16 protein-coding genes and 2 pseudogenes are annotated in these 24,175 nt (G+C 60.9%); 11 read left to right on the top strand and 7 right to left on the bottom strand.

From position 1 onward, the window contains the following. Positions 1–70: 70 nt before the first annotated feature. The gene (locus tag BLU71_RS04790) at positions 71–1,768 is read left to right on the top strand and encodes an AMP-binding protein (protein ID WP_083352437.1); all 1,698 of its coding nucleotides are present in this window, start codon (positions 71–73) and stop codon (positions 1,766–1,768) included. A gap of 653 nt (positions 1,769–2,421) precedes the next feature. Here the strand turns inward: BLU71_RS04790 and BLU71_RS04795 are convergent. The 3 genes and pseudogenes from BLU71_RS04795 to BLU71_RS04805 all read right to left on the bottom strand — a co-directional run. Next, positions 2,422–3,321 (bottom strand): hydroxymethylglutaryl-CoA lyase, encoded by a 900-nt coding sequence (locus tag BLU71_RS04795; RefSeq protein WP_064363648.1) that lies wholly within the window; start codon positions 3,319–3,321, stop codon positions 2,422–2,424. A gap of 151 nt (positions 3,322–3,472) precedes the next feature. After that, complete coding sequence (locus BLU71_RS04800) at positions 3,473–3,868, bottom strand: MerR family transcriptional regulator (RefSeq protein WP_042609191.1); 396 nt, start codon at positions 3,866–3,868, stop codon at positions 3,473–3,475. A gap of 150 nt (positions 3,869–4,018) precedes the next feature. Next, positions 4,019–4,513: pseudogene (locus BLU71_RS04805) on the bottom strand (LysR substrate-binding domain-containing protein); the annotation flags it as partial. Between the two features lies 1 nt (position 4,514). Here BLU71_RS04805 and BLU71_RS04810 point away from each other — a divergent pair. Further along, a pseudogene (locus BLU71_RS04810) lies at positions 4,515–5,222 on the top strand (acyl-CoA dehydrogenase family protein); the annotation flags it as partial. A 121-nt stretch (positions 5,223–5,343) separates the two neighbouring features. Here BLU71_RS04810 and BLU71_RS04815 read toward each other — a convergent pair. Next, positions 5,344–6,678, bottom strand: a complete 1,335-nt coding sequence (locus BLU71_RS04815; protein ID WP_083352438.1) for a substrate-binding domain-containing protein — start codon at positions 6,676–6,678, stop codon at positions 5,344–5,346. A 190-nt stretch (positions 6,679–6,868) separates the two neighbouring features. Next, positions 6,869–7,681, bottom strand: coding sequence for an exodeoxyribonuclease III (xthA, locus tag BLU71_RS04820; protein WP_065616015.1), 813 nt, complete (start codon positions 7,679–7,681; stop codon positions 6,869–6,871). Between the two features lie 297 nt (positions 7,682–7,978). Here xthA and BLU71_RS04825 point away from each other — a divergent pair, with 297 nt between their 5' ends. The 7 genes from BLU71_RS04825 to BLU71_RS04855 all read left to right on the top strand — a co-directional run bounded on the left by BLU71_RS04825 (position 7,979) and on the right by BLU71_RS04855 (position 19,226). Further along, on the top strand, positions 7,979–8,629 hold the full coding sequence (locus BLU71_RS04825) for a GNAT family N-acetyltransferase (protein WP_042609196.1): 651 nt from the start codon (positions 7,979–7,981) through the stop codon (positions 8,627–8,629). A 66-nt stretch (positions 8,630–8,695) separates the two neighbouring features. Then, positions 8,696–10,423, top strand: a complete 1,728-nt coding sequence (locus BLU71_RS04830; protein WP_064363644.1) for an autotransporter assembly complex protein TamA — start codon at positions 8,696–8,698, stop codon at positions 10,421–10,423. Further along, the gene (locus BLU71_RS04835; RefSeq protein WP_083352439.1) at positions 10,420–14,094 is read left to right on the top strand and encodes a translocation/assembly module TamB domain-containing protein; all 3,675 of its coding nucleotides are present in this window, start codon (positions 10,420–10,422) and stop codon (positions 14,092–14,094) included. Before BLU71_RS04830 ends, BLU71_RS04835 begins: the two co-directional genes overlap by 4 nt. Positions 14,095–14,398: 304 nt before the next feature. After that, positions 14,399–14,881 (top strand): MarR family winged helix-turn-helix transcriptional regulator, encoded by a 483-nt coding sequence (locus BLU71_RS04840; RefSeq protein ID WP_042609199.1) that lies wholly within the window; start codon positions 14,399–14,401, stop codon positions 14,879–14,881. Then, positions 14,871–16,340 carry an efflux transporter outer membrane subunit gene (locus BLU71_RS04845; protein ID WP_083352440.1) on the top strand — a complete coding sequence of 490 codons (1,470 nt, stop codon included), beginning with the start codon at positions 14,871–14,873 and terminating at the stop codon, positions 16,338–16,340. Before BLU71_RS04840 ends, BLU71_RS04845 begins: the two co-directional genes overlap by 11 nt. Positions 16,341–16,355: 15 nt before the next feature. Further along, positions 16,356–17,558, top strand: coding sequence for an efflux RND transporter periplasmic adaptor subunit (locus tag BLU71_RS04850; RefSeq protein WP_042609201.1), 1,203 nt, complete (start codon positions 16,356–16,358; stop codon positions 17,556–17,558). A gap of 138 nt (positions 17,559–17,696) precedes the next feature. Further along, positions 17,697–19,226, top strand: coding sequence for a DHA2 family efflux MFS transporter permease subunit (locus BLU71_RS04855; protein WP_042609202.1), 1,530 nt, complete (start codon positions 17,697–17,699; stop codon positions 19,224–19,226). A gap of 298 nt (positions 19,227–19,524) precedes the next feature. Here BLU71_RS04855 and lpxH read toward each other — a convergent pair whose 3' ends face one another. After that, the gene (gene lpxH, locus BLU71_RS04860; protein ID WP_083352441.1) at positions 19,525–20,271 is read right to left on the bottom strand and encodes a UDP-2,3-diacylglucosamine diphosphatase; all 747 of its coding nucleotides are present in this window, start codon (positions 20,269–20,271) and stop codon (positions 19,525–19,527) included. Continuing rightward, positions 20,268–20,774 (bottom strand): peptidylprolyl isomerase, encoded by a 507-nt coding sequence (locus BLU71_RS04865; RefSeq protein ID WP_083354300.1) that lies wholly within the window; start codon positions 20,772–20,774, stop codon positions 20,268–20,270. Before BLU71_RS04865 ends, lpxH begins: the two co-directional genes overlap by 4 nt. A 251-nt stretch (positions 20,775–21,025) precedes the next feature. Here BLU71_RS04865 and BLU71_RS04870 point away from each other — a divergent pair, with 251 nt between their 5' ends. Both BLU71_RS04870 and cysS read left to right on the top strand, forming a co-directional pair. Beyond that, positions 21,026–22,723, top strand: coding sequence for a glutamine--tRNA ligase/YqeY domain fusion protein (locus BLU71_RS04870; RefSeq protein WP_065616019.1), 1,698 nt, complete (start codon positions 21,026–21,028; stop codon positions 22,721–22,723). Between the two features lie 18 nt (positions 22,724–22,741). Continuing rightward, on the top strand, positions 22,742–24,124 hold the full coding sequence (cysS, locus tag BLU71_RS04875) for a cysteine--tRNA ligase (RefSeq protein ID WP_083352442.1): 1,383 nt from the start codon (positions 22,742–22,744) through the stop codon (positions 24,122–24,124). Positions 24,125–24,175: the final 51 nt, after the last annotated feature.

Genomic DNA, 24,175 nt, shown 5'->3' on the forward strand with positions numbered 1-24,175 from the left:
GACTCTATCGCGAGCAGGCTCACTCCTACAGGGTCGTCGTTACCCATAAATAAAGACAATAGGGCTCGTCATGGATCAACCCACTGCAAACCCGCCGCGCAGCTACACCCGTGGTTCTCAGGATCAGGCCCTGCTGGCGCTGACCATCGGTCAGCGCTTCGATCAGACGGTCGCGCAATACCCGGATGGCGAGGCGCTGGTGGTGCGCCACCAGCAGTTGCGTTACTCCTGGCGACAACTGGCCGACGCCGTGGATGAGCAGGCCAGAGCTTTGCTCGCATTGGGTTTGCAGACCGGTGATCGCCTCGGCATCTGGGCGCCGAACTGTGCGCAGTGGTGCGTCACCCAATTCGCCACGGCGAAGATCGGGGTGATCCTGGTCAACATCAATCCCGCCTATCGCAGCTCGGAACTCGAATACGTGCTCAAGCAATCCGGCTGTCAGTGGCTGGTCTGCGCGGGCGCGTTCAAAACCTCAAATTACCATGAAATGCTTCAAGGCCTGGCGCCCGAGCTGGCCGAGCACGCCATCGGTCACCTGCGCAGCGAACGTCTGCCGGATTTGCGCGGCGTGATCAGCCTCGATGCAAACCCGCCAGCTGGCTTTCTGCTGTGGTCGCAGCACAGCGAGCTGGCTGCCAGCGTCTCGCCTGATCAACTGGCCGAGCGCAGCGCCAGCCTGCATTTCGATCAACCGGTGAACATCCAGTACACCTCCGGCACCACCGGTTTCCCCAAGGGCGCAACCCTTAGTCACCACAACATTCTCAACAACGGCTACATGGTCGGCGAAAGCCTCGGGCTGACGTCTGCCGATCGTCTGGTGATCCCGGTGCCGCTGTATCACTGCTTCGGCATGGTCATGGGCAACCTCGGCTGCGTCACCCATGGCAGTACGATGATTTACCCCAGCGACGCTTTTGATCCGGCGGTGACTCTGCAAGCGGTGGCCGAAGAAAAAGCCACGGCGCTGTACGGTGTGCCGACCATGTTCATCGCCATGCTCGATCAGCCGCAGCGGCAGGCTTTCGACCTGACGAGCCTGCGCACGGGGATCATGGCCGGAGCGACCTGTCCGATCGAGGTCATGCGTCGAGTGATCAGCGAAATGCACATGAGCGAAGTGCAGATCGCCTACGGCATGACCGAAACCAGCCCGGTGTCGCTGCAGACCGGGCCGGCCGACGAGCTTGAGCTGCGCGTCACCACGGTCGGGCGCACTCAGCCACAGCTGGAAAGCAAGATTATCGACGACGCAGGCAACGTCGTGCCACGCGGCACCATCGGTGAATTGTGCACTCGCGGTTACAGCGTGATGCTCGGCTATTGGAATAACCCGCAGGCCACGGCCGAGGCCATCGATGAGGCGGGGTGGATGCACACGGGCGACCTGGCGAGCATGAACGTGGAGGGTTACGTCAACATCGCCGGGCGTAACAAAGACATGATCATTCGTGGCGGCGAGAACGTTTATCCCCGAGAGCTGGAAGAATTCTTCTTCACCCATCCGGCGGTAGCGGATGTGCAGGTGATCGGCATTCCGTGCCCGCGCTACGGTGAAGAGATCGTCGCCTGGATCAAATTCCACCCCGGCCACAGCGCCTCTGAACTGGAGCTGCAAACCTGGTGCAAAGCGCGGATTGCGCACTTCAAGACACCGCGTTACTTCAAGTTCGTCGACGCGTTTCCGATGACAGTGACGGGGAAGATCCAGAAATTCAGGATGCGTGAGATCAGTATCGAAGAGCTGCGCATCAATAACGCCTGACACAAATCCCTGTAGGAGTGAGCCTGCTCGCGATAGCGGTGTATCAGTCAATATTTGCATCGGCTGATATGACGCTATCGCGAGCAGGCTCACTCCTACAGGGGATCGGGTGAATTCAGGAATTGCAGAAAGCACAAAGGGGAGCCGAGGCTCCCCTTTAATTTGTCGTTGCGTGCTCTTTTTATTATTGAGGGTCGGTCTGTTGTTGTTTTTGGCAACCGTGGCCCTGTACAGCTTTTGGCGACCCCCATCCGGGGTCAAGAGCAAACGTATTTTTTTGAGCGCTGATCTGCTTTCTCGTCAAACGATCCAACCGATTCGGGAGCTACCTGAAGGTAGTTTTATTGTTCTCTGCCCGGTTGCGGGTCACTCCTGAGAGCACCCTGAAAAGCACACCTTCTCCAAAAAAATCTGTTAGCTGCGTCTCTGCCGTGTTGTTCTTGTTATGTCAGAGTCGTTTCGTCTTGTTTTTATTGGTTTGCGGCTTTTTATTCTTGTTATGCAATAGAGATAGCAGGTGTCGTGCCAACTTTTGAAAACCTTTGTAGATCAACGGGTTGCGATTTTCAGAGGTTTTCAGCCTTGGGCAAAGCCAGACAATTTGTTTCCGTGTTACTCGCTTTTGCCCACATCACTGACCCAGCGGTAACACCTCACTGGGCGCTGCGTGCCTTGGCCACTCGCGAACCGGTCGGGCGGCCGAGCACTGCGCTGATCTGCTGGCCCGCGGCGATCAAGGCGTCCAGGTCGATACCGGTCTCGATGCCCAAGCCGTTGAGCAGGTACACCACGTCTTCGGTGGCGACGTTACCGCTTGCGCCTTTGGCGTACGGGCAGCCGCCGAGGCCGGCGATAGAGCTGTCGAACACTGCAATGCCTTCGAGCAGGCTGGCGTAGATGTTGGCCATGGCCTGGCCGTAGGTGTCGTGGAAATGCCCGGCCAGTTTGTCGCGGGGCACCTGCGCCGAGACCACCTCGAACAGGCGCCGGGTCGCGCCCGCCGTACCGGTGCCGATGGTGTCCCCCAGCGACACTTCGTAGCAGCCCATCGCGTACAGCTCACGGGCGACCATCGCCACTTGCTCCGGCGCGACCGTGCCTTCATACGGACAACCCAGCACACAGGAAACGTAACCGCGCACAGTAACGCCGTGTTGTTTCGCCGCCTCCATGATCGGCGCAAAGCGCGCCAGGCTCTCGCTGATCGAACAATTGATATTGCGCTGCGAGAACGCCTCGGAGGCCGCAGCGAACACCGCGACTTCCTTGACCCCGGCGGCAATCGCGTCTTCAAAACCGCGCAGATTCGGCGCCAGCGCGCCATAAGTCACGCCGGGCTTGCGTTGAATCTGCGCGAACACCTCGGCGGAACCGGCCATCTGCGGCACCCACTTGGGCGAAACGAAACTGCCGACTTCGATATAGCCGAGCCCGGCGGCGCTCAGTGCATCGACCAGTTGCACCTTGTCAGCCACGCTGATCGGTTGGGCTTCGTTCTGCAGGCCATCGCGCGGGCCGACTTCAATCAGGCGTACTTGGGAGGGGAGGGACATGGGCGGGACCTGCCTGTTTTTTTTTGAGTTCACGAAGAACCCTTTGTAGGAGTGAGCCTGCTCGCGATAGCGGAGTGTCAGTCGCCATATTTTTTTCTGATACACCGCTATCGTGAGCAGGCTCACTCCTACAGGGGGGATGTAGTGTTTGCTAGACCGCCTGGCTTTTAAGCGTCTGTTCCAGCGCCTGCACGCAGCGCTCTTCTGCGGTATCAAGCTCGAGTTTCATCTGTTCGATATCCAGCAACTGCTGCTCGAGCTGTTCGCGGCGTTCGCTGATTTTCGCCAGCATGCTATTGAGCTGTCGGGTGTTACCGCTGGACGGGTCGTAGAGCTCGATCAGCTCGCGGCATTCGGCGAGGGAAAAGCCGATGCGCTTGCCACGCAGGATCAGCTTCAGCGTGACCTTGTCCCGTGGTGAGTAAATGCGTTCCTGGCCACGACGCTCGGGGCTGAGCAGGCCTTGCTCTTCATAAAAGCGGATCGCCCGGGTGGTGATGTCCAGCTCGCGGGCGAGGTCGGAAATGCTGTAGGTCTGACTGCTCATGAAAGCGCTCGGAAAAGGGGCATGACGCTAAGCTAATCGGTGGTTTACGTTTACGTCAAGCAAGAAAAAGATCGCAGCCTTCGGCAGCTCCTACAGGGGAATGCATTCCAAATGTAGGAGCTGCCGAAGGCTGCGATCTTCTGATTTGCCTCAAACCGCCTGCTTATCCAGCTTCTTCTCCTGCGCCGTCACCTGCTGGCACAACTCGATCATCTGCTCACGCATCCAGCGGTTGGCCGGGTCCTGGTCGGTGCTTTCGTGCCAGTACAAATGCGTTTCCACCGACGGCACATCATTCACCGGCAAATTGAACGCCTGCAAGTCGTGACGACGGGCGAAGCGTTCCGGCACGGTCATGACCATGTCAGTCTGCTGCATCACCTGCGAGGCCATCAGATAGTGCTGCGAGCGCAGGGCGATCTTGCGCTGGATGCCCATTTTGCCCAGCGCCAGATCGACATAACCCAGACCGCTGCGGCGGCTGGAGATATGGATGTGGGTCAGCGACAGATAATCATCAAGGCTGAGTTTTTCCTTCCCTGCCATCGGATGGCCCTTGCGCATGGCGCAGACGTAACGGTCGTCCATCAGCTTGACGTGGCGCACCTGCGGGTCGGTATTGAGCGGCGCATCCACGGCGAAATCACGCTGCAAGATTCTGATCTTCATGGGCCTGAGCAACCCCGACGCGCCGCGTCACGCCCAGCACTCGATGATCCTCGTGCCGGTCGACACCCCCGGGGTGAAGATCGTCCGGCCGCTGCCGGTGTTCGGTTACGATGATGCGCCGCACGGCCACGCCGAAGTGCTGTTCGATAACGTGCGGGTGCCGTACGAAAACGTCCTGCTCGGTGAAGGACGCGGCTTCGAAATCGCCCAGGGCCGCCTTGGCCCAGGACGCATTCACCACTGCATGCGCTCGATCGGCATGGCTGAACGGGCACTGGAACTGATGTGCAAACGCTCGGTGAGCCGCACCGCGTTCGGCAAACCGCTGGCGCGCCTGGGCGGCAATATCGACAAGATCGCCGACTCGCGGATGGAGATCGACATGGCCCGCCTGCTGACGTTGAAAGCGGCGTACATGATGGACACTGTCGGTAACAAGGTGGCGAAGAGCGAGATCGCGCAGATCAAGGTTGTGGCGCCGAACGTCGCCTTGCGGGTGATCGACCGGGCGATCCAGATGCACGGCGGCGCCGGGGTGTCGAACGATTTCCCGCTGGCTTATATGTACGCCATGCAACGCACCTTGCGCCTGGCCGACGGCCCCGACGAAGTGCACCGCGCGGCGATCGGCAAGTTCGAGATCGGCAAATACGTGCCGAAGGAAATGTTGCGTAGCGGTCAGTAATACCGAGTCGCCTAATTCGCGAGCAGGCTCGCTCCCACAGGATTTGTGACCGCCACAGATCCAATTTGGGAGCGAGCCTGCTCGCGAAAGGGCCTGAACATTCAGCACATCAACATCAGGGTCAATACACCCAAACCTCAACCCGCCGATTCTTGATCCTTCCTTCATCCGCACTGTTGGTCGCCACCGGCATCAGCGCGCCGAAGCCGCGCACTTCGCGCATGACCACGCCGTTCCTGACCAGCTCGCGGCGCACCGCCATCGCCCGCAGCTTCGACAGCAGATCGGCCCGCGCCGGGTCATCCTTCAAATCACCAAACCCCACCAGGGTCACCGCGCGCTCGGTCTTGCCATTGCGCTTTATATAGTCGAGCACTCGCGCCAGATCCTGCCGAGCCTTGTTGTCCAGGCCGGCGCTGCCCTCGGCAAACCGGAAATTCACTGTCAGACGCTGGGCATGTCGGCTGAGGGATTGGTAACCCTCGGGCATCAGCGCATTCGGCGCCACGCTCATGGCCTGCACGGTCTGGCTGACAAAACCGCTGGCGGCGACGATTGCCTGACCCTGTGGGCTCTGCGCGAACGTGGCCAGGGCCTGCGCCCAAGGATTGCGGGTGTCCGGCGGCAGATAAAAGAACAGGCGCCGCGACAGCGGATAATCTTCGGTAGCGATCAGACTGTTCAGCGGCAACATCGCTTGCGACGCACCATCGGTGATTGCCACGGCTTTCGCCTGACGTACGTAAGGCAAGCCGATGAAGCCGATGCCTTGCGGATCAGCGCTGACCGCATCGGACAATTGCTCGCTGGATTCGAAACGTTTCGCTGCGCTGCTGAGACTTTTCCCACGCCGACTCAGGACCAGTTCCTTGAATGTGTCGTAGGTCCCCGACTGATCATCCCGCGCATATAGATGTATGGCGCCGCCACGGCCACCGAGGTCTTCCCAGGTTTTCACTTCGCCGGCAAAAATCCGCGCCAGTTGTTCGGTATCCAGCTGCTGTAGCGGATTGGCCGGGTTGAGGATGATCGCCAGACCGTCGATGGCAATGACTTGCTCAGCCGCCGGGCTTTTCAGATCGCCGAGGGTTTGCAGGGCGAGCAGCTCGCTGTCCTTAATCTCCCGGGAAGAAGCGGCGAGATCGGCGCTGGTGTTTTTCAGCGCGGTGAAGCCGGTGCTGGAACCGTGGGCGGCGACTTCGATGACCACGCGTTGCCCCTGCGCGGTCTGACCGACGATGCGCTGTTCGTTGGCGGTATCCGGGGTTTCACGATGGATTTTCAGCAGGCCTTGTTCCTGCAACAGGCCTTCGACCAGCGCCGGGCCGAGCTCGGCGCCGATGGTGTTGGAACCCTGAATGCGCAGCGCCGGGCCGTTTTCGGGGATCGGCAGGACGGCGGCGTAGACCGACAGCCAGCCACTCAACAGGAAAACGCAGAGAACACGCAGGGTCATGCCGGCACCGAATCAAGCCAAGGGGATTGCCGGGGAGATTAAGTCAGAAAGATGACTTTAAGATGACACCGATCCCCTGTAGGAGTGAGCCTGCTCGCGATAGCTATTTACTGGTCAACATTTATGTCGACTGATCCACCGCTATCGCGAGCAGGCTCTCTCCTACAGGGGAAATGTGTTGAGTCCGGAATCAGGCCAGTTCAAGCCAGATCGGCGCATGGTCCGAGGGCTTTTCCATACCGCGCAGTTCGTAGTCCACACCGGCATCCTTGACCCGTGGCAGCAAACCATGGGAAGCCAGAATCACGTCAATGCGCAGGCCGCGCTTGGGCTCGTCTTCAAAACCACGGCTGCGGTAGTCGAACCAGCTGAACATGTCGGTTACGTCGGGGTTCAGGTGGCGATAGCTGTCAGTCAGGCCCCAGTTCTTAAGGCGCGCCATCCACTCGCGTTCTTCCGGCAGGAAGCTGCATTTGCCGGTTTTCAGCCAGCGCTTCATGTTGTCCGGGCCGATGCCGATGTCGCAGTCTTCCGGGGAAATATTCACATCGCCCATCACCACCAGTGGCTGCTCGTTGTGGAACTGGCTCTCCAGCAGCGCTTGCAAATCACTGTAGAAACGCTGCTTGGCAGGGAATTTGGTCGGGTGGTCGCGGCTTTCACCCTGTGGGAAATAACCATTCATGATCGTCACCGGCACGCCGTTGGCATCGGCGAAAGTGCCCCAGATAAAGCGCCGCTGCGCATCTTCTTCGTCGGTGGCAAAGCCTTTATGAATGGCGATCGGCTCGTTGCGCGAAAGCAGGGCGACACCGTAATGACCCTTCTGGCCATGGAAGTGCACGTGATAGCCGAGGGCGCGTATCTCTTCGAGGGGGAACTGGTCGTCGTGAACCTTGGTTTCCTGCAGGCCGATCACGTCGGGCTGATGTTTTTCGATCAGCGCTGCCAGCTGATGCGGACGGGCACGCAGTCCGTTGATGTTGAAGGAAACGATCTTCATGGTCGGCAGTCCTGGCAAAAGGGCGATGCTAGCTGACATGGGGGAGATGGGCCAGCGTGGGAGAAATCATTTTGGCCTGTGGGATTTATGTTGTTAGTGATGACGCTATCGCGAGCAGGCTCACTCCTACATTTTGGAATGCGTTCCCCTGTAGGAGTGAGCCTGCTCGCGATAGCACCCTCACATTCGATGAAGATCCAGGGCTGGTCTAACCTGTGAGGGAACCACGCCACCGTCAAAAGGTTCGTACCAACAAGCGCGCCAGCCTCCGAGCGCGCCCCGGGGAGAATCATTGCCATGCCTGAAACCCAGTTCGCCAGCGCCGCCATCCACATGCTCGACCGCGGCTATTCGCGCGAGGCCCGCTCTCTGCTGTATCAGGCCTATCGCCACGAGCCGACCTTCGGCTACCTGTTCGAAGCCGAGCGTCCCGGCTACGAACAACGGGTGCGGGCCACGGTGCGTGAGCTGGTCAAACAGCATTTCCTCCAGGACCTGCCGGCGATCGGCCTGTTGGTCAATGATCGCCTGATCGGCATCGCCCTGATCGCGCCGCCGCAAAGGCGTCTGGGGGTGACGGAAAGCTGGGCATGGCGGTTGCGCATGGTGCTCAGCACCGGGTTTCGCTGCACCCGGCGTTATCTGGAATATCACGATGCCGTCGCCGCGTGCGTGCCTGGCGACTCCGTGCACATGCTGCCGCTGCTCGGCGTGCATCCGCAGTTTCAGGGCAAGCACTACGGCGAACAGTTGCTCACTGCCGTGCACAACTGGTGCGCGGTCGATGAAACCTCGCAAGGTGTGGTGCTCGACACTGGCAACCCGCGCTACCTGGAATTCTATAAAAGGCAGGGTTATCAGGAGATCGGCGAGGTTGCCGTCGGACCAGTGCGTGAACACGTATTTTTCCATGCCAATCCGCAGGTGTTACAAACAGCCACGGGATAATGATCGAACTTCTTCACAAATTACCTGTTCTATCAGGCTCCCGAGCCCGTGATAGCATCCGCGCCTATGAAGTTTCCACGAAGATTTACCAGCGGCGTGCTGATGCTGTTATCCAGCTGTGCGGCGCTGGCGCAAAGTGAATTGGATGTACGGATCAAGCCGTCCAACGATGAACTCAAGGCCAATATAGAAGGCTATATCGGCAGCCTCGGCGATCGCGACGAAGAAGCCTTGCTGCGCTTCAGTCGCGGTGCCGAAGAGCAGGCGCGCAAAGCCGCTCAGGCGCTGGGCTACTACCAGCCGCAGATCGACAGCGACGTCAAGGGCGGGGAAAAACCGCGTCTGGTGCTGAACATCGATCCCGGCGAGCCGATTCGCCTGCGCAACGTCACCGTGCGCGTCGACGGCCCGGCGGCCTCGCTGAAATCCTTTCGCGTACCGAAAAGCGACCTGCTCAAGTCCGGCGCGGTACTCAACCATGGCCGATACGAAGACGCCAAACGGGTCATCCAGAATCAGGCCTCGCGCTTCGGTTACTTCAGCGGCCATTTCACCCGCCAGAAGCTCATGGTCGATCCGCGCGCGGGTGTCGCCGATATCGAATTGATCTATGACAGCGGCCCGCGTTATGCGCTGGGCAAAGTCAGTTTCGAAGGCGACACGCCGTTCGACGAAGACCTGCTGCAACGCATGGTGCCGTTCAAGGCAGGCGAGCCCTACGATTCGGAACTGATCGCCGAACTCAACCGCGACCTGCAATCGAGCGGCTATTTCGAAGGCGTACGCGTCGACGCCGCACCGACGGCGGCGAAGAATCAGGTGATTCCGGTCGAGGTCAAACTCGACACGCGCAAGCCGCGCACCATGGGCCTGGGTCTCGGTTACTCGACCGACGTCGGGCCACGCATCAAGGCCAACTGGACGCGTCACTGGGTCAATCCCCAGGGCGACAGTTATGGCTGGGAGGCCGAACTCTCGGCGCCCCGGCAGAACGTCGGGCTGTTCTATGACATCCCGCTCGACCCGCCATTGACCGACAAACTGCGCTGGGCCGGCGGCTATCAGTTCGAAGACATCGAAGGCTCCGACACCCTGAGCAAACTGCTGACTTTCGGCCCGGAATGGCACAGCAAGTTGCCCAGCGGCTGGCAGCGGGTGATCTCGCTGAAGTGGCAGCGCGAGGAATACGAACTCGGCGACGACTCCGGCCTGAGCACGTTGCTCATGCCCGGCATCAGTTATTCCTACCTCAAAAGCGACAACCGCATCGACCCGCGCAACGGCTACCGCCTGAGCTTCGAAAGCAAAGTGGCGAAGGAAGGCCTCGGTTCGGACAACAACCTCTTATATGGCACCGCGCAGGTCAAAGGCCTGACCACGGTTTTCGACAAGCACCGCTTGCTCGGCCGCGTGCAGGTTGGCGGCAGCGCCACCAATGGCTACAACTCGATCCCGCCGTCGCTGCGTTTCTTTGCCGGTGGCGATCAGAGCGTGCGCGGTTACGACTACCAGAGCCTGTCGCCGAAAAACTCCGACGGCGACCGCATCGGTGGCCGCTACATGATTGCCGGCAGCGTCGAATATCAATATTCGATCGCTGAGAAATGGCGGGTCGCGACCTTCGTCGACCAGGGCAACTCTTTCAACAAACTCGAACTGCCCGACCTCAAGACCGGGGTCGGCGTAGGTGTGCGGTGGGTCTCGCCGGTCGGGCCGATCCGCCTAGACCTCGCTCATGCGCTGGACGACGACGGCGGCATCCGGCTGCACTTTTCCATGGGGCCTGAGCTGTGAAGCGTGGTTTGAAAATTACGGCGCTGACGTTGTTGGCGCTGGTTTTATTGATCGTCTTGAGCCTCGCCGCGCTGCTCGGTACGCAGGCGGGCAGTCGCTGGGCGCTGGGCCTGGTGCCGGGTTTGAGCGTGGAGAATTTCCAGGGTCGCCTCGGTGGCCAATGGAGCGCCGATCATTTGGTGTGGCAGCAGGACACAAGCCGCGTCGAGCTGAACAGGGCGATCTTTGCCTGGTCGCCGCTGTGCCTGACGCGCATGAGCTTGTGCATCGATCAGCTCAAGGCCGATCAGGTGATTCTGCAATTCCCGCCGAGCGAAGAAACCACCGAGAGCGGCCCGATCAAACTGCCCGATCTGCAATTGCCGCTGGCCATTGAACTGGGTGACGTCGAGGTCGGCAGTCTGTTGTTCAACGGCAGCGAACAGCTCAAGGGCTTGCAACTGGCGGCGCACTGGACCGCTCAGGGTCTGCAGATCGACAGCGTGAAATTGCAGCGTGACGAACTCAGCCTGAACCTGTCCGGCCTGCTGCAACCGAGCGGTAACTGGCCGTTGAACATTCAGGGCGATCTGACCTTGCCCGCGCCCGGCAGCGAACCGTGGACCCTGGCACTGAAAGTCGACGGCGATCTGCTGAAAACCCTCAACCTGCACGCCGACAGCCGTGGCTACCTCGACGGCCAGTTGAGCGGCGAGCTGCAAGCGCTGGCGGAAAACCTCCCGGCCAAGTTGCGCATCACCAGCGACGCGTTCAAACCGAGCGCCGATCTGCCGGACACCCTGCAATTCAACCAGTTGGTATTGACCGGCGAAGGCGACCTGAAAAACGGTTATCAGCTACTCGGCAACGCCACGCTGCCCGCGGAAAAATCGCCGGTGGCGTTGCTGCTCAAAGGCAAGGTCGACGCCAGCGGCGCGCAAATCGCCGGGCTCGATCTCAACGCCAACGACAAGCAAAGCCTTAAGCTCACCGGCAATGTCGACTGGGGCAAAGGCCTCAGCGCCCAGGCCAACATCAACTGGCAAGACTTCCCGTGGCATCGCCTCTATCCAGAAATCGACGAGCCACAAGTCGCTTTGCGTACCTTCACCGGCGAAGTGTCCTACACCGACGGTCAGTACCTCGGCAATTTCGCTGCCGCACTCGATGGCCCGGCCGGGGCGTTCACCCTGAGCAGTCCGTTCAGCGGCAGCCTCGAACAGATCGCCTTGCCGCAACTGGTCATGCAGGCCGGGCAGGGCAGGGCCGAAGGGCACGTCAATGTGCGCTTCGCCGACGGCATCGCCTGGGATACCGCGCTGGATCTGTCGGCGCTCAACCCGGCGTACTGGGTCGCGGAACTGCCGGGCACCCTGGCCGGGCCGCTGAAGAGCAAAGGCGAGATGAAGAATGAGCGACTGAGCCTCAGCGCCGACCTCGATCTCAAAGGCAAACTGCGCGGCCAACCGGCGATTCTGCAAGCCAAGGCTGACGGCGCGGGCGAGCGGTGGAACCTCAATGCCCTGCTAATCCGCCTCGGCGATAACAGCATCAGCGGCAAGGGCAGCCTGCAGGATAAGCTCGGCGGGCAGATCGATATCAAGCTGCCGCGTCTCGCGCAGCTATGGCCGCAATTGCGCGGGCAGGTCAACGGTCAGGTCAACGTCGCTGGCACGCTGAAGGCGCCACAGGGCAAGCTCGATCTGCAAGGTTCGCAACTGGCCTTTCAGGACAATCGCCTGCAAAGCCTCAACCTCGACGCCACCCTCGACAGTGCGCAACGAGCGAAAATCAATCTCAAAGGCAGCGGCATTCAGACCGGCGACACCTCCCTGGGCACCCTGACCGCCAGTGCTCAGGGCGACATCAAGAGTCAGAAACTCAGCCTCGATCTGCTCGGACCCAAGCTGAAACTGGCGCTGGGACTGGACGGCAATCTGGACAAGGGCAACTGGCGCGGTCGCTTGGCCAGCGGCGATATTCAGGCCGGTGGCCAGGACTGGAAACTGCAAAACCCGGCGAGACTGGAGCGCCTGGCGGACGGCCAGATCAATTTCGGCGCGCATTGCTGGCTGTCCGGCAATGCGAGCCTGTGTGGTGAAGACCAGCGCCTGATGCCCGAGCCGAAGCTGCGCTATCACCTCAAGCAATTCCCGATCGAAAGCCTCGCGCAATGGCTGCCCAAGGACTTCGCCTGGCAGGGCCGGCTCAATGCCGATCTGCAACTGGACCTGCCGGCCAGCGGCCCGAACGGCGTGGTCAGTGTCGATGCCAGCGGCGGCACCCTGCGCGTGCGCGACAAGGATCAGTGGCTGGATTTTCCGTACCAGACGCTCAAGCTCAGCAGCAAACTCACGCCCAAGCGCGTCGACACCGAGCTCAACTTCGTCGGCGGCAAACTTGGTGAGTTGATGGTGCAGGCGCAGCTCAATCCATTGCCGAAAAACAAACCGCTGAGTGGCTCGTTCCGCCTCTCCGGGCTCGATTTGTCGGTGGCGCGGCCGTTTGTGCCGATGGTGGAAAAACTCACCGGCCGGCTCAACGGCAGCGGCACGCTCTCCGGCGGCCTGCTCGCGCCGCTGGTCAATGGCACCGTGCAGCTCAGCGACGGCGAAGTGTCCGGCGCTGAACTGCCGATGGAGCTGCAGAACCTGCAACTGACCGCGGCGATTGCCGGCGAATCGGTGCGTCTGGACGGCGGCTGGAACAGCGGCAAGACCGGCCGGGGCAGCCTCAACGGCAACGTCGCCTGGGGCCAGTCGCTGGTGGTCGATCTGGCGCTCAAGGGCACGCAATTGCCCGTCAGCGTCGAACCCTACGCCAAACTCGAAATGGCCCCGGATCTGAAGATTTCCATGGCCGGCGATGAGCTGAAAGTTGCGGGCAAGGTGCTGGTGCCCAAAGGCGAAATCACCGTGCGCGAGCTGCCACCATCAACGGTGAAAGTCTCCGACGACACCATCATCGTTGGCGCGCAGACCGAGGAGGGCAAACCGCCAATCGCGATGAAAATGGACATCGACGTGATCGTCGGCCAGGACAAACTGAGCTTCGCCGGTTTCGGCCTGACCGCCAATCTGCAAGGCCAGGTGCACATTGGCGACAACATGGACACCCGTGGCGAACTCTGGCTCAACGACGGCCGCTATCGTGCCTATGGCCAGCGCCTCACGGTACGGCGTGCGCGTCTGTTGTTCGCCGGCCCCATCGACCAGCCGTATCTGGACATCGAAGCGATCCGTCAGACCGACGACGTCATCGCCGGCATTCGCCTGAGCGGCAGCGCCGAACAGCCGACCACGCAGATCTTTTCCGAACCGGCCATGAGTCAGGAACAGGCCCTGTCGTACCTGGTGCTGGGCCGTCCGCTGAGCACCAGCGGCGAAGACAACAACATGCTCGCCCAAGCCGCACTGGGCCTCGGTCTGATGGGCAGCGCCGGGGTCACCAGTGGGCTGGCCAAGGATCTGGGCATCGAGGATTTCCAGCTCGACACCCAGGGCAGCGGCAACGACACCAGCGTCGTCGCCAGCGGCAACATTTCCGAAAAACTCAGCCTGCGCTACGGCGTCGGTGTCTTCGAACCGGCCAGCACCATCGCCTTGCGCTACAAGCTGAGCAAGAAGGTGTACGTCGAAGCGGCGAGCGGCGTGGCGAGTTCGCTGGATATTTTCTACAAGCGGGATTTCTAGAGCGCATCTGCTCATTTCAACCGAGTCGCACCCTTCGCGAGCAGGCTCGCTCCCACAGTTGGAATGCGTTCCCCCCTGCGGGAGTGAGCCTGCTCGCGATGAGGCCATCAGCCGCGCCATTGATGGTGGATGAAAGGACGCCATCGCGAGCAGGCTCACTCCTACAGGGGAATGCATTCCAGCGCCTCTGCATCGATAAAACGCAACTAATTACCAAGCCCCCTAACTATTGCGTTGACATTCGCTGCCTAAGCAGTAACATCTCGACATACATTCACTGCCTAGGCAGTTATCAGGTCGACACATGAAGCATTTCACTCCGGAAGAATTCAAACACTGCCACCTCGGCCTGTTGCTCGGGCGTGCCGCGTTGCTCAAGGACCGGATCATCGACACCCACATGGAACCCCACGGCATCACCGCCGCGCAGTTCAAGGTGTTGATCATCATGGCCCAGTTTGGCGTCGACACCCCGGCCGAGCTGTGCCGGCATCTGTCGCTCGATAGCGGTTCGATGACGCGCATGCTCGATCGTCTCGAGCAGAAGGCTTTTCTGCTTCGTCAGCGCAGCGAAGGTGACCGTCGTCAGGTGCAGCTGAAGCTGACCGAGCAGGGCCAGCAACTGGCCGATCGCCTGCCGCACATCGGTGCCGATGCGATGAATGAACTGGCCGGCGCGATCTCCCGCGACGAGCTGAAGACCCTCGAATACATCCTCAAGAAAATCCTCCTGGCCGCCGGTGACCCGATCACCGTCCAGCGTTTGGGTGAACACAATGAACGCTAAAATCATGCGCAGCAGCCTGACGCTGGTGCTGTCGGTGATGATCCTCGCCGGTTGCGCCAACTACAGCGGCCTCGACACCGAAGGCCAGCGCCTCGACGCGGCACAGTTGAAGACAGCGCAGTCTCTGCAAGGCGTAACCCTGTCGCCGGCGGCATGGCCGAAAAGCGACTGGTGGAGCAGCCTCGGCGATCCGCAGCTCGATGGCCTGATCCGCGAAGCCCTGCACGACAGCCCGGACATGCAGATCGCCGAAGCTCGCGCCCATCAGGCCAGTGCCGCCGCGTATGCCGCCGATGCCGAACGCTATCCGACCCTCGACGCCAGCGCCGGCATCAGCCGTTCGCGTCTGGCCCGTGACCAGGATCCGCGGGGGCAGGGCGGGGCTTACGCGACGGTGCGCAATGTCAGCGCCGGCTTCAATTACAACTTCGACTTGTGGGGCGGCCAGCGCGATGCCTGGGAAGCCGCACTCGGTGAGGCCTGTGCTGCTGAAGTCGACCGTCAGGCCGCCCAGCTGACCCTCGCCGCTGACGTCGCCCGCGCGTACAGCGATCTCGGTCAGGCGCACATCGTTTACGACCTCGCCAGCGAGGACCTCAAGCGCACCCGGCAAATGCTCGACCTCAGTCAGCGCCGCTTGAGTTCGGGGATCGACAGCCAGTACCAGTTCCAGCAAACCCAGAGTCTGGAAGCCAGTTCCCAGGCCAGCCTGATCGACGCGGAAAAACGCCTGAACAGCGCGAAAATCGCCTTGGCGGTATTGCTCGGCAAAGGCCCTGATCGCGGCAACGAGATCGCCCGACCGAAAGTCCTGCAAGCCAGTGCCGTGGCGGTGCCGTCGGTGTTGCCGGCGGAACTGCTCGGCCGCCGCCCGGATCTGGTCGCGGCGCGCTGGCGTGTCGAAGCGGCGAGCAAAGATATCGCCGCGGCGAAAACCCGCTTCTACCCCAACCTCAACTTGTCGGCTTCGGCCGGGGCGGAGTCATTGCTGGGTGATGCGATGTTCGGTTCCGCCAGCCGCTTTTTCAGCATTGCGCCGACCGTGTCATTGCCGATCTTCGATGGCGGACGCCTGCGCGCCAGCCTCGATGCGCGCGACGCCGATTACGATCTGGCGGTGGCGCAATACAACAAGAGTCTGGTGAAAGCGCTCGGCGATGTCGGCGACACCATCAACCAGTTACGTGATATCGGCCGGCAGATCGGCGCGCAGCAACACGCCACCGACATTGCCCAGGATTCTTACAACACGGTCGTCCAGCGTTACGGTTCCGGCATCGGCAACTACCTGGACGTGCTCAGCATCGAGCAGCAATTGCTCCAGGCCCAGCGTCAGCTGGCGACCCTCAATGCCGAGCAGATCGACCTGTCGATTCAACTGATGCAAGCGCTGGGCGGCGGCTTTCAGGGTGAAAACCTGAACGCAGCCAACGCCAGCCCAGCCTCGTCGCACTACTAATTCAAGGTATTTGTCATGGCCACTGCCGAAAACACCCAAGCTCCAGACAACACCCCGGACACCGGCAACCCGCGCAAACGCAAGGTGATGCTGCTGGCCCTCGCCGTGGTCGTCCTGCTCGCCATTGCCGGCGTCTGGGCCTATCACGAATTCATCGGGCGCTTTAACGAAAGCACCGACGATGCCTACGTCAACGGCAACGTGGTGGAGATCACGCCGCTGGTTACCGGCACCGTGGTCAGCATCGGCGCCGACGACGGTGATCTGGTCCACGAAGGCCAGGTGCTGGTCAACTTCGACCCCAACGATGCCGAAGTCGGCCTGCAAAGTGCCAAGGCCAAACTGGCGCGCACCGTGCGTCAGGTGCGCGGTTTGTACAGCAACGTCGACGGCATGAAAGCCCAGGTCAACGCGCAGCAGGCCGAAGTGCAGAAAGCCCAGGACAACTACAACCGCCGCAAAAATCTCGCCCAGGGCGGGGCGATTTCCCAGGAAGAGCTGTCCCACGCGCGCGACGACCTGACCTCGGCGCAGAACGCTTTGGCCAACGCTAAACAGCAACTGAAAACCACCAGTGCCCTGGTCGACGACACCGTGGTCTCGTCGCACCCGGACGTGATGTCGGCGGCTGCCGATCTGCGTCAGGCCTACCTGACCAATGCGCGCAGCACCCTGATCGCGCCGGTCACCGGTTACGTCGCCAAGCGCACCGTGCAACTCGGTCAGCGCGTGCAGCCGGGCACCGCGTTGATGGCGGTGATTCCGCTGGATCAGCTGTGGATCGATGCCAACTTCAAGGAAACCCAACTGCGTGACATGCGCATCGGCCAGCCAGTGGATATCGAGGCCGACATTTACGGCAGCGACGTGAAATACAGCGGCACCGTCGACAGCCTCGGCGCTGGTACGGGTAGCGCGTTTGCTCTGCTGCCGGCACAGAATGCCACCGGTAACTGGATCAAGATTGTTCAGCGTGTGCCGGTGCGCATTCACATCAATGCCGAAGAGCTGGCCAAACACCCGCTGCGTGTCGGTCTGTCGACCAATGTCGAAGTGAATCTGCACGACCAGAGCGGCCCGGTGCTGGCCCAGCAACCGCCGCAAAAAGCCTCGTTCAGCACCAACGTCTACGAGCGCCAACTGGCTGAAGCGGACGCGATGATTGCGCAACTGATCCACGACAACAGCGCCGCAGCGGGCAAGACCGCACAGCGCTGATCTGCACGGACCTTGTAGGAGTGAGCCTGCTCGCGATAGCGGTGTGTCAGAGCCAAATATCTTGGCTGATACACCGCTATCGCGAGCAGGCTCACTCCTACAGGGGTGTGGTGTCCATCAGGTTTCATAGGATTCACAATGAGCAATAACGCTTCTTTCACGCCGCCCAGCCTGTTGCTCAGCACCATCGGCCTGTCGCTGGCGACGTTCATGCAAGTGCTCGACACGACCATCGCCAACGTGGCGTTGCCGACGATTTCCGGCAACCTCGGGGTGAGCTCGGAGCAGGGCACCTGGGTGATCACTTCGTTCGCCGTGAGCAACGCGATCGCGCTGCCGCTGACCGGTTGGCTGAGCCGCCGCTTCGGCGAGGTGAAACTGTTTCTGTGGGCGACGATGCTGTTTGTACTGGCGTCGTTTCTTTGCGGTATCTCGACCTCAATGCCCGAGCTGATCGGCTTTCGTGTGCTGCAAGGCCTGGTGGCCGGGCCGTTGTATCCGATGACGCAGACCCTGTTGATCGCGGTCTATCCGCCGGCAAAACGCGGGATGGCCCTGGCGTTGCTGGCGATGGTCACGGTGGTCGCGCCGATTGCCGGTCCGATTCTCGGTGGCTGGATCACCGACAGTTACAGCTGGCCGTGGATCTTCTTCATCAACGTGCCGATCGGCATCTTTGCGGTGATGGTGGTGCGTTCGCAACTGGCGAAACGGCCGGTGGTCACCAGTCGCCAACCGATGGATTACGTCGGCCTGATCACCTTGATCATTGGCGTTGGCGCATTGCAGGTGATCCTCGACAAAGGCAATGATCTGGACTGGTTCGAGTCGAACTTCATCATTGTCGGCGCGGCGATTTCCGTGGTGGCGCTGGCGGTGTTCGTGATCTGGGAAATGACCGACCGCCATCCGGTGGTCAACCTGCGCCTGTTCGCCTATCGCAACTTCCGCATCGGCACGCTGGTGCTGGTGCTGGGTTACGCCGGTTTCTTCGGCATCAATCTGATCCTGCCGCAGTGGCTGCAGACGCAAATGGGCTACACCGCGACCTGGGCCGGTCTGGCCGTGGCGCCGATCGGTATTCTGCCGGTGCTGCTGTCGCCGTTTGTCGGCAAGTACGCGAACAAGTTCGACCTGCGTTTGCTGGCCGGGCTGGCGTTTCTGGCGATTGGCCTGAGCTGCTTTATGCGCGCAGGATTCACCAATGAGGTGGACTTCCAGCATATCGCGCTGGTGCAGTTGTTCATGGGCATCGGCGTGGCGCTGTTCTTCATGCCGACCCTGAGCATTCTGATGTCGGACTTGCCGCCGAGCCAGATTGCCGATGGCGCTGGGCTGGCGACGTTTTTGCGGACACTGGGCGGCAGCTTCGCGGCATCGCTCACCACCTGGATCTGGATTCGCCGGGCCGATCAGCATCATGCGTATATGAGCGAGAGCATCAGCACCTTCGAACCGGCGACGCGCGAGACGTTGAACGCGCTGGGCGGGGCGAGTCAGTCGGCGTATGCGCAGATGGACCAGATCCTCACGAGTCAGGCGTACATGTTGTCGACCGTGGATTACTTCACGCTGCTGGGCTGGGGCTTCATGGGGTTGATTCTGATCGTCTGGCTGGCGAAACCGCCGTTTGCCGCCAAGGCAGGGCCTGCTGCTTCGGGGCACTAAGATCAGGATCAAAAGCCCCTCACCCTAACCCTCTCCCGGAGGGAGAGGGGACTGACCGCGGTGGATGTTCGGTATACATCGACGTGCCAGACTTCAGTCGAACTCAGGTTTGAATAGCATGAAGATCGGCTCCCACCCTAACCCTCTCCCGGAGGGATAGGGACTGGCCGCGGTGGATGTTCGATATACATCGACGTGCCAGACTTCAGTCGAACTCAGGTTTGGATAGCATGAAGATCGGCCCCCTTTCCCCCTCGCCCCCTTGGGGGAGAGGGCTGGGGTGAGGGGGTAGCGATCTTCAGCCGTGCGGCAAAGCCAGTGGCGGGGCGAAGTCGAACGGGGCCAATGCGTACCCGCTCTCATCCACCTGCAACGCCCAACCCTGACGATCCCAATCCCCCAGCACAATCCGCTTCGCCGCCTGTTCACCGAGCTGCAGCTTGTGAATCGCCGGGCGGTGGGTGTGGCCGTGAATCAGGGTTTTCACGCCATATTCCTGCATGATCCGCGGAATTTCCTCAGGCGTGACATCGACAATGTCATTGGCCTTCATCCGCGTTTGCGCACGGCTCTCGCTACGCAGCTTGCGCGCCAGTTTATGGCGGCTGCTCAGCGGCAGATGACGGAGGATGAACAGGGTGATCGGGTTGCGCAGGTAGCGGCGCAGCTTCATGTAGCCGACGTCGCGGGTGCACAGGCTGTCGCCGTGCATCAGCAGCACCGGCTCGCCGTAGAACTGCACGACACTCGGATCCTTCAGCAATGTGCAGCCGGCCTGTTTGCAGAAGGCCTTGCCGAGCATGAAGTCGCGATTGCCGTGCATGAGAAAGATCGCCGTACCGCTGTCGCTCAAATCGCGCAGGGCCTGGCAGATGGAACGCTGAAAGGGCGTCATGGCGTCGTCGCCAATCCACGCCTCGAAGAAGTCGCCGAGGATGTACAACGCACTCGCGGTGCGGGCGCGTCCGGCGAGCAAATCCAGAAACGCCCGGGTAATGTCCGGGCGCTCCTCTTCCAGATGCAAGTCTGAAATCAGCAATATCACGCTGCGATGATCTCGGCTTTCTCGATGATCACGTCTTCTGCGGGTACGTCCTGGTGGCCGGCCTTGGAAGTGGTCGACACGCCTTTGATCTTGTCGACAACGTCGGTGCCCTGGGTGACTTTACCGAATACCGCGTAGCCCCAGCCCTGCACGTTCTTGCCGCTGTGGTTGAGGAAGGTGTTGTCGGCGACGTTGATGAAGAACTGTGCCGAAGCCGAATGCGGCTCCATGGTGCGGGCCATGGCGACGGTGTATTTGTCGTTGGAAAGACCGTTGTCCGCTTCGTTCTGGATGCTTGGACGCTTGTCTTTCTTTTCTTTCATGCCAGGCTCGAAACCGCCGCCCTGGATCATGAAGTTTCTGATGACGCGGTGGAAAACAGTGTTTTCGTAGTGACCGGCCTTCACGTACTCGATGAAGTTGGCAACGGTGATCGGCGCCTTTTCAGCGTTCAGTTCGATGACGATCTCGCCATGGTTGGTGGTCAGTTTGACTTGAGTCATGGTCATTACTCTTCATAGGGAATTCGTGGTTCTGGGACCTTCAGCCCCACAACCGGTTCAGCCTGCTTCGGCCAAGGTGCGCAGTTTAGCGTGACAGGCGCGAATTTCGAGGCGGTTTTTCATTTCCCGGCGATTAAATGCATGCCTTTATCGGGCCTGCTCTGTCAGGCCCTTGACAGCATCGGCTATGATAGCGGCTTTGTTTTGTCTGGCCCCTCTTTGCGGCCGCGCACCTGTACGTCAAGGATCCTATGAGCAAGCCCACTGTCGACCCTACCTCGAATGCCAAGTCCGGCCCTGCCGTGCCGGTCAACTTCCTGCGGCCGATCATCCAGGCAGACCTGGACTCGGGCAAGCACACCCAGATCGTGACTCGCTTCCCACCGGAGCCCAACGGCTACCTGCACATCGGCCACGCCAAGTCGATCTGCGTCAACTTCGGTCTGGCCCAGGAGTTCGGTGGCGTCACGCACCTGCGTTTCGACGACACCAACCCGGCCAAGGAAGATCAGGAATACATCGACGCGATCGAAAGCGACGTCAAATGGCTGGGCTTCGAATGGTCCGGTGAAGTGCGCTACGCCTCGCAGTATTTTGACCAGTTGCACGACTGGGCCGTCGAGCTGATCAAGGCCGGCAAGGCCTACGTCGACGACCTGACTCCGGAGCAGGCCAAGGAGTACCGTGGCAGCCTGACCGAGCCGGGCAAGAACAGCCCGTTCCGCGACCGCACCGTGGAAGAGAACCTCGACCTGTTCGCGCGCATGAAGGCCGGTGAGTTCGCCGACGGCGCCCGCGTGCTGCGCGCGAAGATCGACATGGCTTCGCCGAACATGAACCTGCGCGACCCGATCATGTATCGCATCCGCCACGCTCATCACCACCAGACCGGTGACAAGTGGTGCATCTACCCGAACTACGACTTCACCCACGGCCAGTCGGACGCCATCGAAGGCATCACCCATTCGATCTGCACCCTCGAGTTCGAAAGCCATCGTCCGCTGTACGAGTGGTTCCTGGACAACCTGCCGGTGCCGGCGAACCCGCGCCAGTACGAGTTCAGCCGCCTGAACCTCAACTACACGATCACCAGCAAGCGCAAGCTCAAGCAACTGGTTGACGAGAAGCACGTCAATGGCTGGGACGATCCGCGCATGTCCACGCTGTCGGGCTTCCGCCGCCGTGGCTACACGCCGAAATCGATCCGCAACTTCTGCGAAATGATCGGCACCAACCGTTCCGACGGCGTGGTCGACTTCGGCATGCTTGAATTCAGCATCCGCGACGACCTCGACCACAGCGCACCGCGCGCGATGTGCGTGCTGCGTCCGCTGAAAGTGGTCATCACCAACTACCCGGAAGGCCAGGTCGAAAACCTCGAACTGCCACGCCACCCGAAAGAAGACATGGGCGTGCGCGCGCTGCCGTTCGCCCGGGAAATCTACATCGACCGCGAAGACTTCATGGAAGAGCCGCCGAAGGGCTACAAGCGCCTGGAACCGGCCGGTGAAGTGCGTCTGCGCGGCAGCTACGTGATCCGTGCCGACGAAGCGATCAAGGACGCCGACGGCAATATCGTCGAACTGCGTTGCTCGTACGACCCGGACACCCTCGGCAAGAACCCGGAAGGGCGCAAGGTCAAGGGCGTGATTCACTGGGTGCCGGCCGCCGCCAGCGTCGAGTGCGAAGTACGTCTGTACGATCGCCTGTTCCGTTCGCCGAACCCGGAAAAGGCCGAAGACAGCGCCAGTTTCCTCGACAACATCAACCCTGACTCGCTGCAAGTGCTGACCGGTTGTCGCGCCGAGCCATCGCTCGGCAACGCACAGCCGGAAGACCGTTTCCAGTTCGAGCGCGAAGGTTACTTCGTCGCGGATCTCAAGGACTCGAAACCCGGTCAGCCGGTATTCAACCGTACCGTGACCCTGCGTGATTCGTGGGGCCAGTGAGTGAGTCAAGGAACTAACGTGCTAACGATCTACAACACGCTCACCAAGAGCAAAGAAGTCTTCAAGCCGCTGGATGGCAACAAGGTGCGCATGTACGTCTGCGGGATGACCGTGTACGACTACTGCCACCTCGGCCACGGCCGCAGCATGGTCGCGTTCGACCTGGTGACGCGCTGGTTGCGCTTCAGCGGTTATGACCTGACCTATGTGCGCAACATCACCGACATCGACGACAAGATCATCAATCGCGCCCGCGAGAACGGTGAATCGTTCGAACCGCTGACCGAGCGCATGATCGCCGCGATGCACGAAGACGAAGCGCGCCTGAATATCCAGAAGCCGGACATGGAACCGCGCGCCACCGATCACATCGCCGGCATGCACGCGATGATCCAGACCCTGATCGACAAGGGCTACGCTTACGCCCCGGGCAACGGCGACGTGTACTACCGCGTCGCCAAATTCATGGGCTACGGCAAGCTGTCGCGCAAGAAGATCGAAGACCTGCGCATCGGCGCACGCATCGAAGTCGACGAGTCGAAGCAAGACCCGCTCGATTTCGTCCTGTGGAAAGCTGCCAAGCCGGGCGAGCCGAGCTGGGAATCGCCATGGGGCGCCGGGCGTCCGGGCTGGCACATCGAGTGCTCGGTGATGTCGACCTGCTGCCTCGGTGAGACTTTCGACATTCATGGCGGCGGCAGCGATCTGGAGTTCCCGCACCACGAAAACGAAATCGCCCAGAGCGAAGCGGCCACCGGTAAGACCTACGCCAACGCGTGGATGCATTGCGGGATGATTCGCATCAATGGCGAGAAGATGTCCAAGTCCCTGAACAACTTCTTCACCATCCGCGACGTGCTCGACAAATACCACCCGGAAGTCGTGCGTTACCTGCTGGTGTCGAGCCACTACCGCAGCGCGATCAACTATTCGGAAGACAACCTCAAGGACGCCAAGGGCGCACTCGAGCGTTTCTACCACGCATTGAAAGGTCTGCCGTCCGTGGCGCCGGCCGGTGGCGAAGCGTTCGTCGAGCGTTTCACCACGGTGATGAACGACGACTTCGGCACCCCCGAGGCCTGCGCCGTGCTGTTCGAAATGGTGCGCGAGATCAACCGTTTGCGTGAGAGCGATCTCGATGCGGCGGCGGGTCTGGCGGCACGTCTGAAAGAGCTGGCCAGCGTTTTGGGCGTGTTGCAGCTTGAGGCCGATGACTTCCTGCAGGCGGGCGCTGAAGGGCGTGTCGATGCGGCTGAAGTGGACGCACTGATTGCCGCGCGTCTGGCGGCACGTGCGGGGAAGGATTGGGCTGAGTCCGATCGTATCCGTGATCAGCTCACGGCGATGGGTGTGGTGCTGGAAGACGGCAAGGGCGGGACGACCTGGCGTCTGGCTGACTGAGCAAGAGGCCAAAAAGCCCCTCACCCTAACCCTCTCCCGGAGGGAGAGGGG

The organism is Pseudomonas moraviensis, from assembly GCF_900105805.1.
Taxonomy (GTDB): domain Bacteria; phylum Pseudomonadota; class Gammaproteobacteria; order Pseudomonadales; family Pseudomonadaceae; genus Aquipseudomonas; species Aquipseudomonas moraviensis_A.

Coding starts and splice junctions, on each gene's coding strand:
- BLU71_RS04790 (WP_083352437.1), top strand. CDS start 71: ATGGATCAACCCACTGCAAACCCGCCGCGCAGCTACACCCGTGGTTCT.
- BLU71_RS04795 (WP_064363648.1), bottom strand. CDS start 3,321: ATGTCCCTCCCCTCCCAAGTACGCCTGATTGAAGTCGGCCCGCGCGAT.
- BLU71_RS04800 (WP_042609191.1), bottom strand. CDS start 3,868: ATGAGCAGTCAGACCTACAGCATTTCCGACCTCGCCCGCGAGCTGGAC.
- BLU71_RS04815 (WP_083352438.1), bottom strand. CDS start 6,678: ATGACCCTGCGTGTTCTCTGCGTTTTCCTGTTGAGTGGCTGGCTGTCG.
- xthA (WP_065616015.1), bottom strand. CDS start 7,681: ATGAAGATCGTTTCCTTCAACATCAACGGACTGCGTGCCCGTCCGCAT.
- BLU71_RS04825 (WP_042609196.1), top strand. CDS start 7,979: ATGCCTGAAACCCAGTTCGCCAGCGCCGCCATCCACATGCTCGACCGC.
- BLU71_RS04830 (WP_064363644.1), top strand. CDS start 8,696: ATGAAGTTTCCACGAAGATTTACCAGCGGCGTGCTGATGCTGTTATCC.
- BLU71_RS04840 (WP_042609199.1), top strand. CDS start 14,399: ATGAAGCATTTCACTCCGGAAGAATTCAAACACTGCCACCTCGGCCTG.
- BLU71_RS04845 (WP_083352440.1), top strand. CDS start 14,871: ATGAACGCTAAAATCATGCGCAGCAGCCTGACGCTGGTGCTGTCGGTG.
- BLU71_RS04850 (WP_042609201.1), top strand. CDS start 16,356: ATGGCCACTGCCGAAAACACCCAAGCTCCAGACAACACCCCGGACACC.
- BLU71_RS04855 (WP_042609202.1), top strand. CDS start 17,697: ATGAGCAATAACGCTTCTTTCACGCCGCCCAGCCTGTTGCTCAGCACC.
- BLU71_RS04865 (WP_083354300.1), bottom strand. CDS start 20,774: ATGACTCAAGTCAAACTGACCACCAACCATGGCGAGATCGTCATCGAA.
- BLU71_RS04870 (WP_065616019.1), top strand. CDS start 21,026: ATGAGCAAGCCCACTGTCGACCCTACCTCGAATGCCAAGTCCGGCCCT.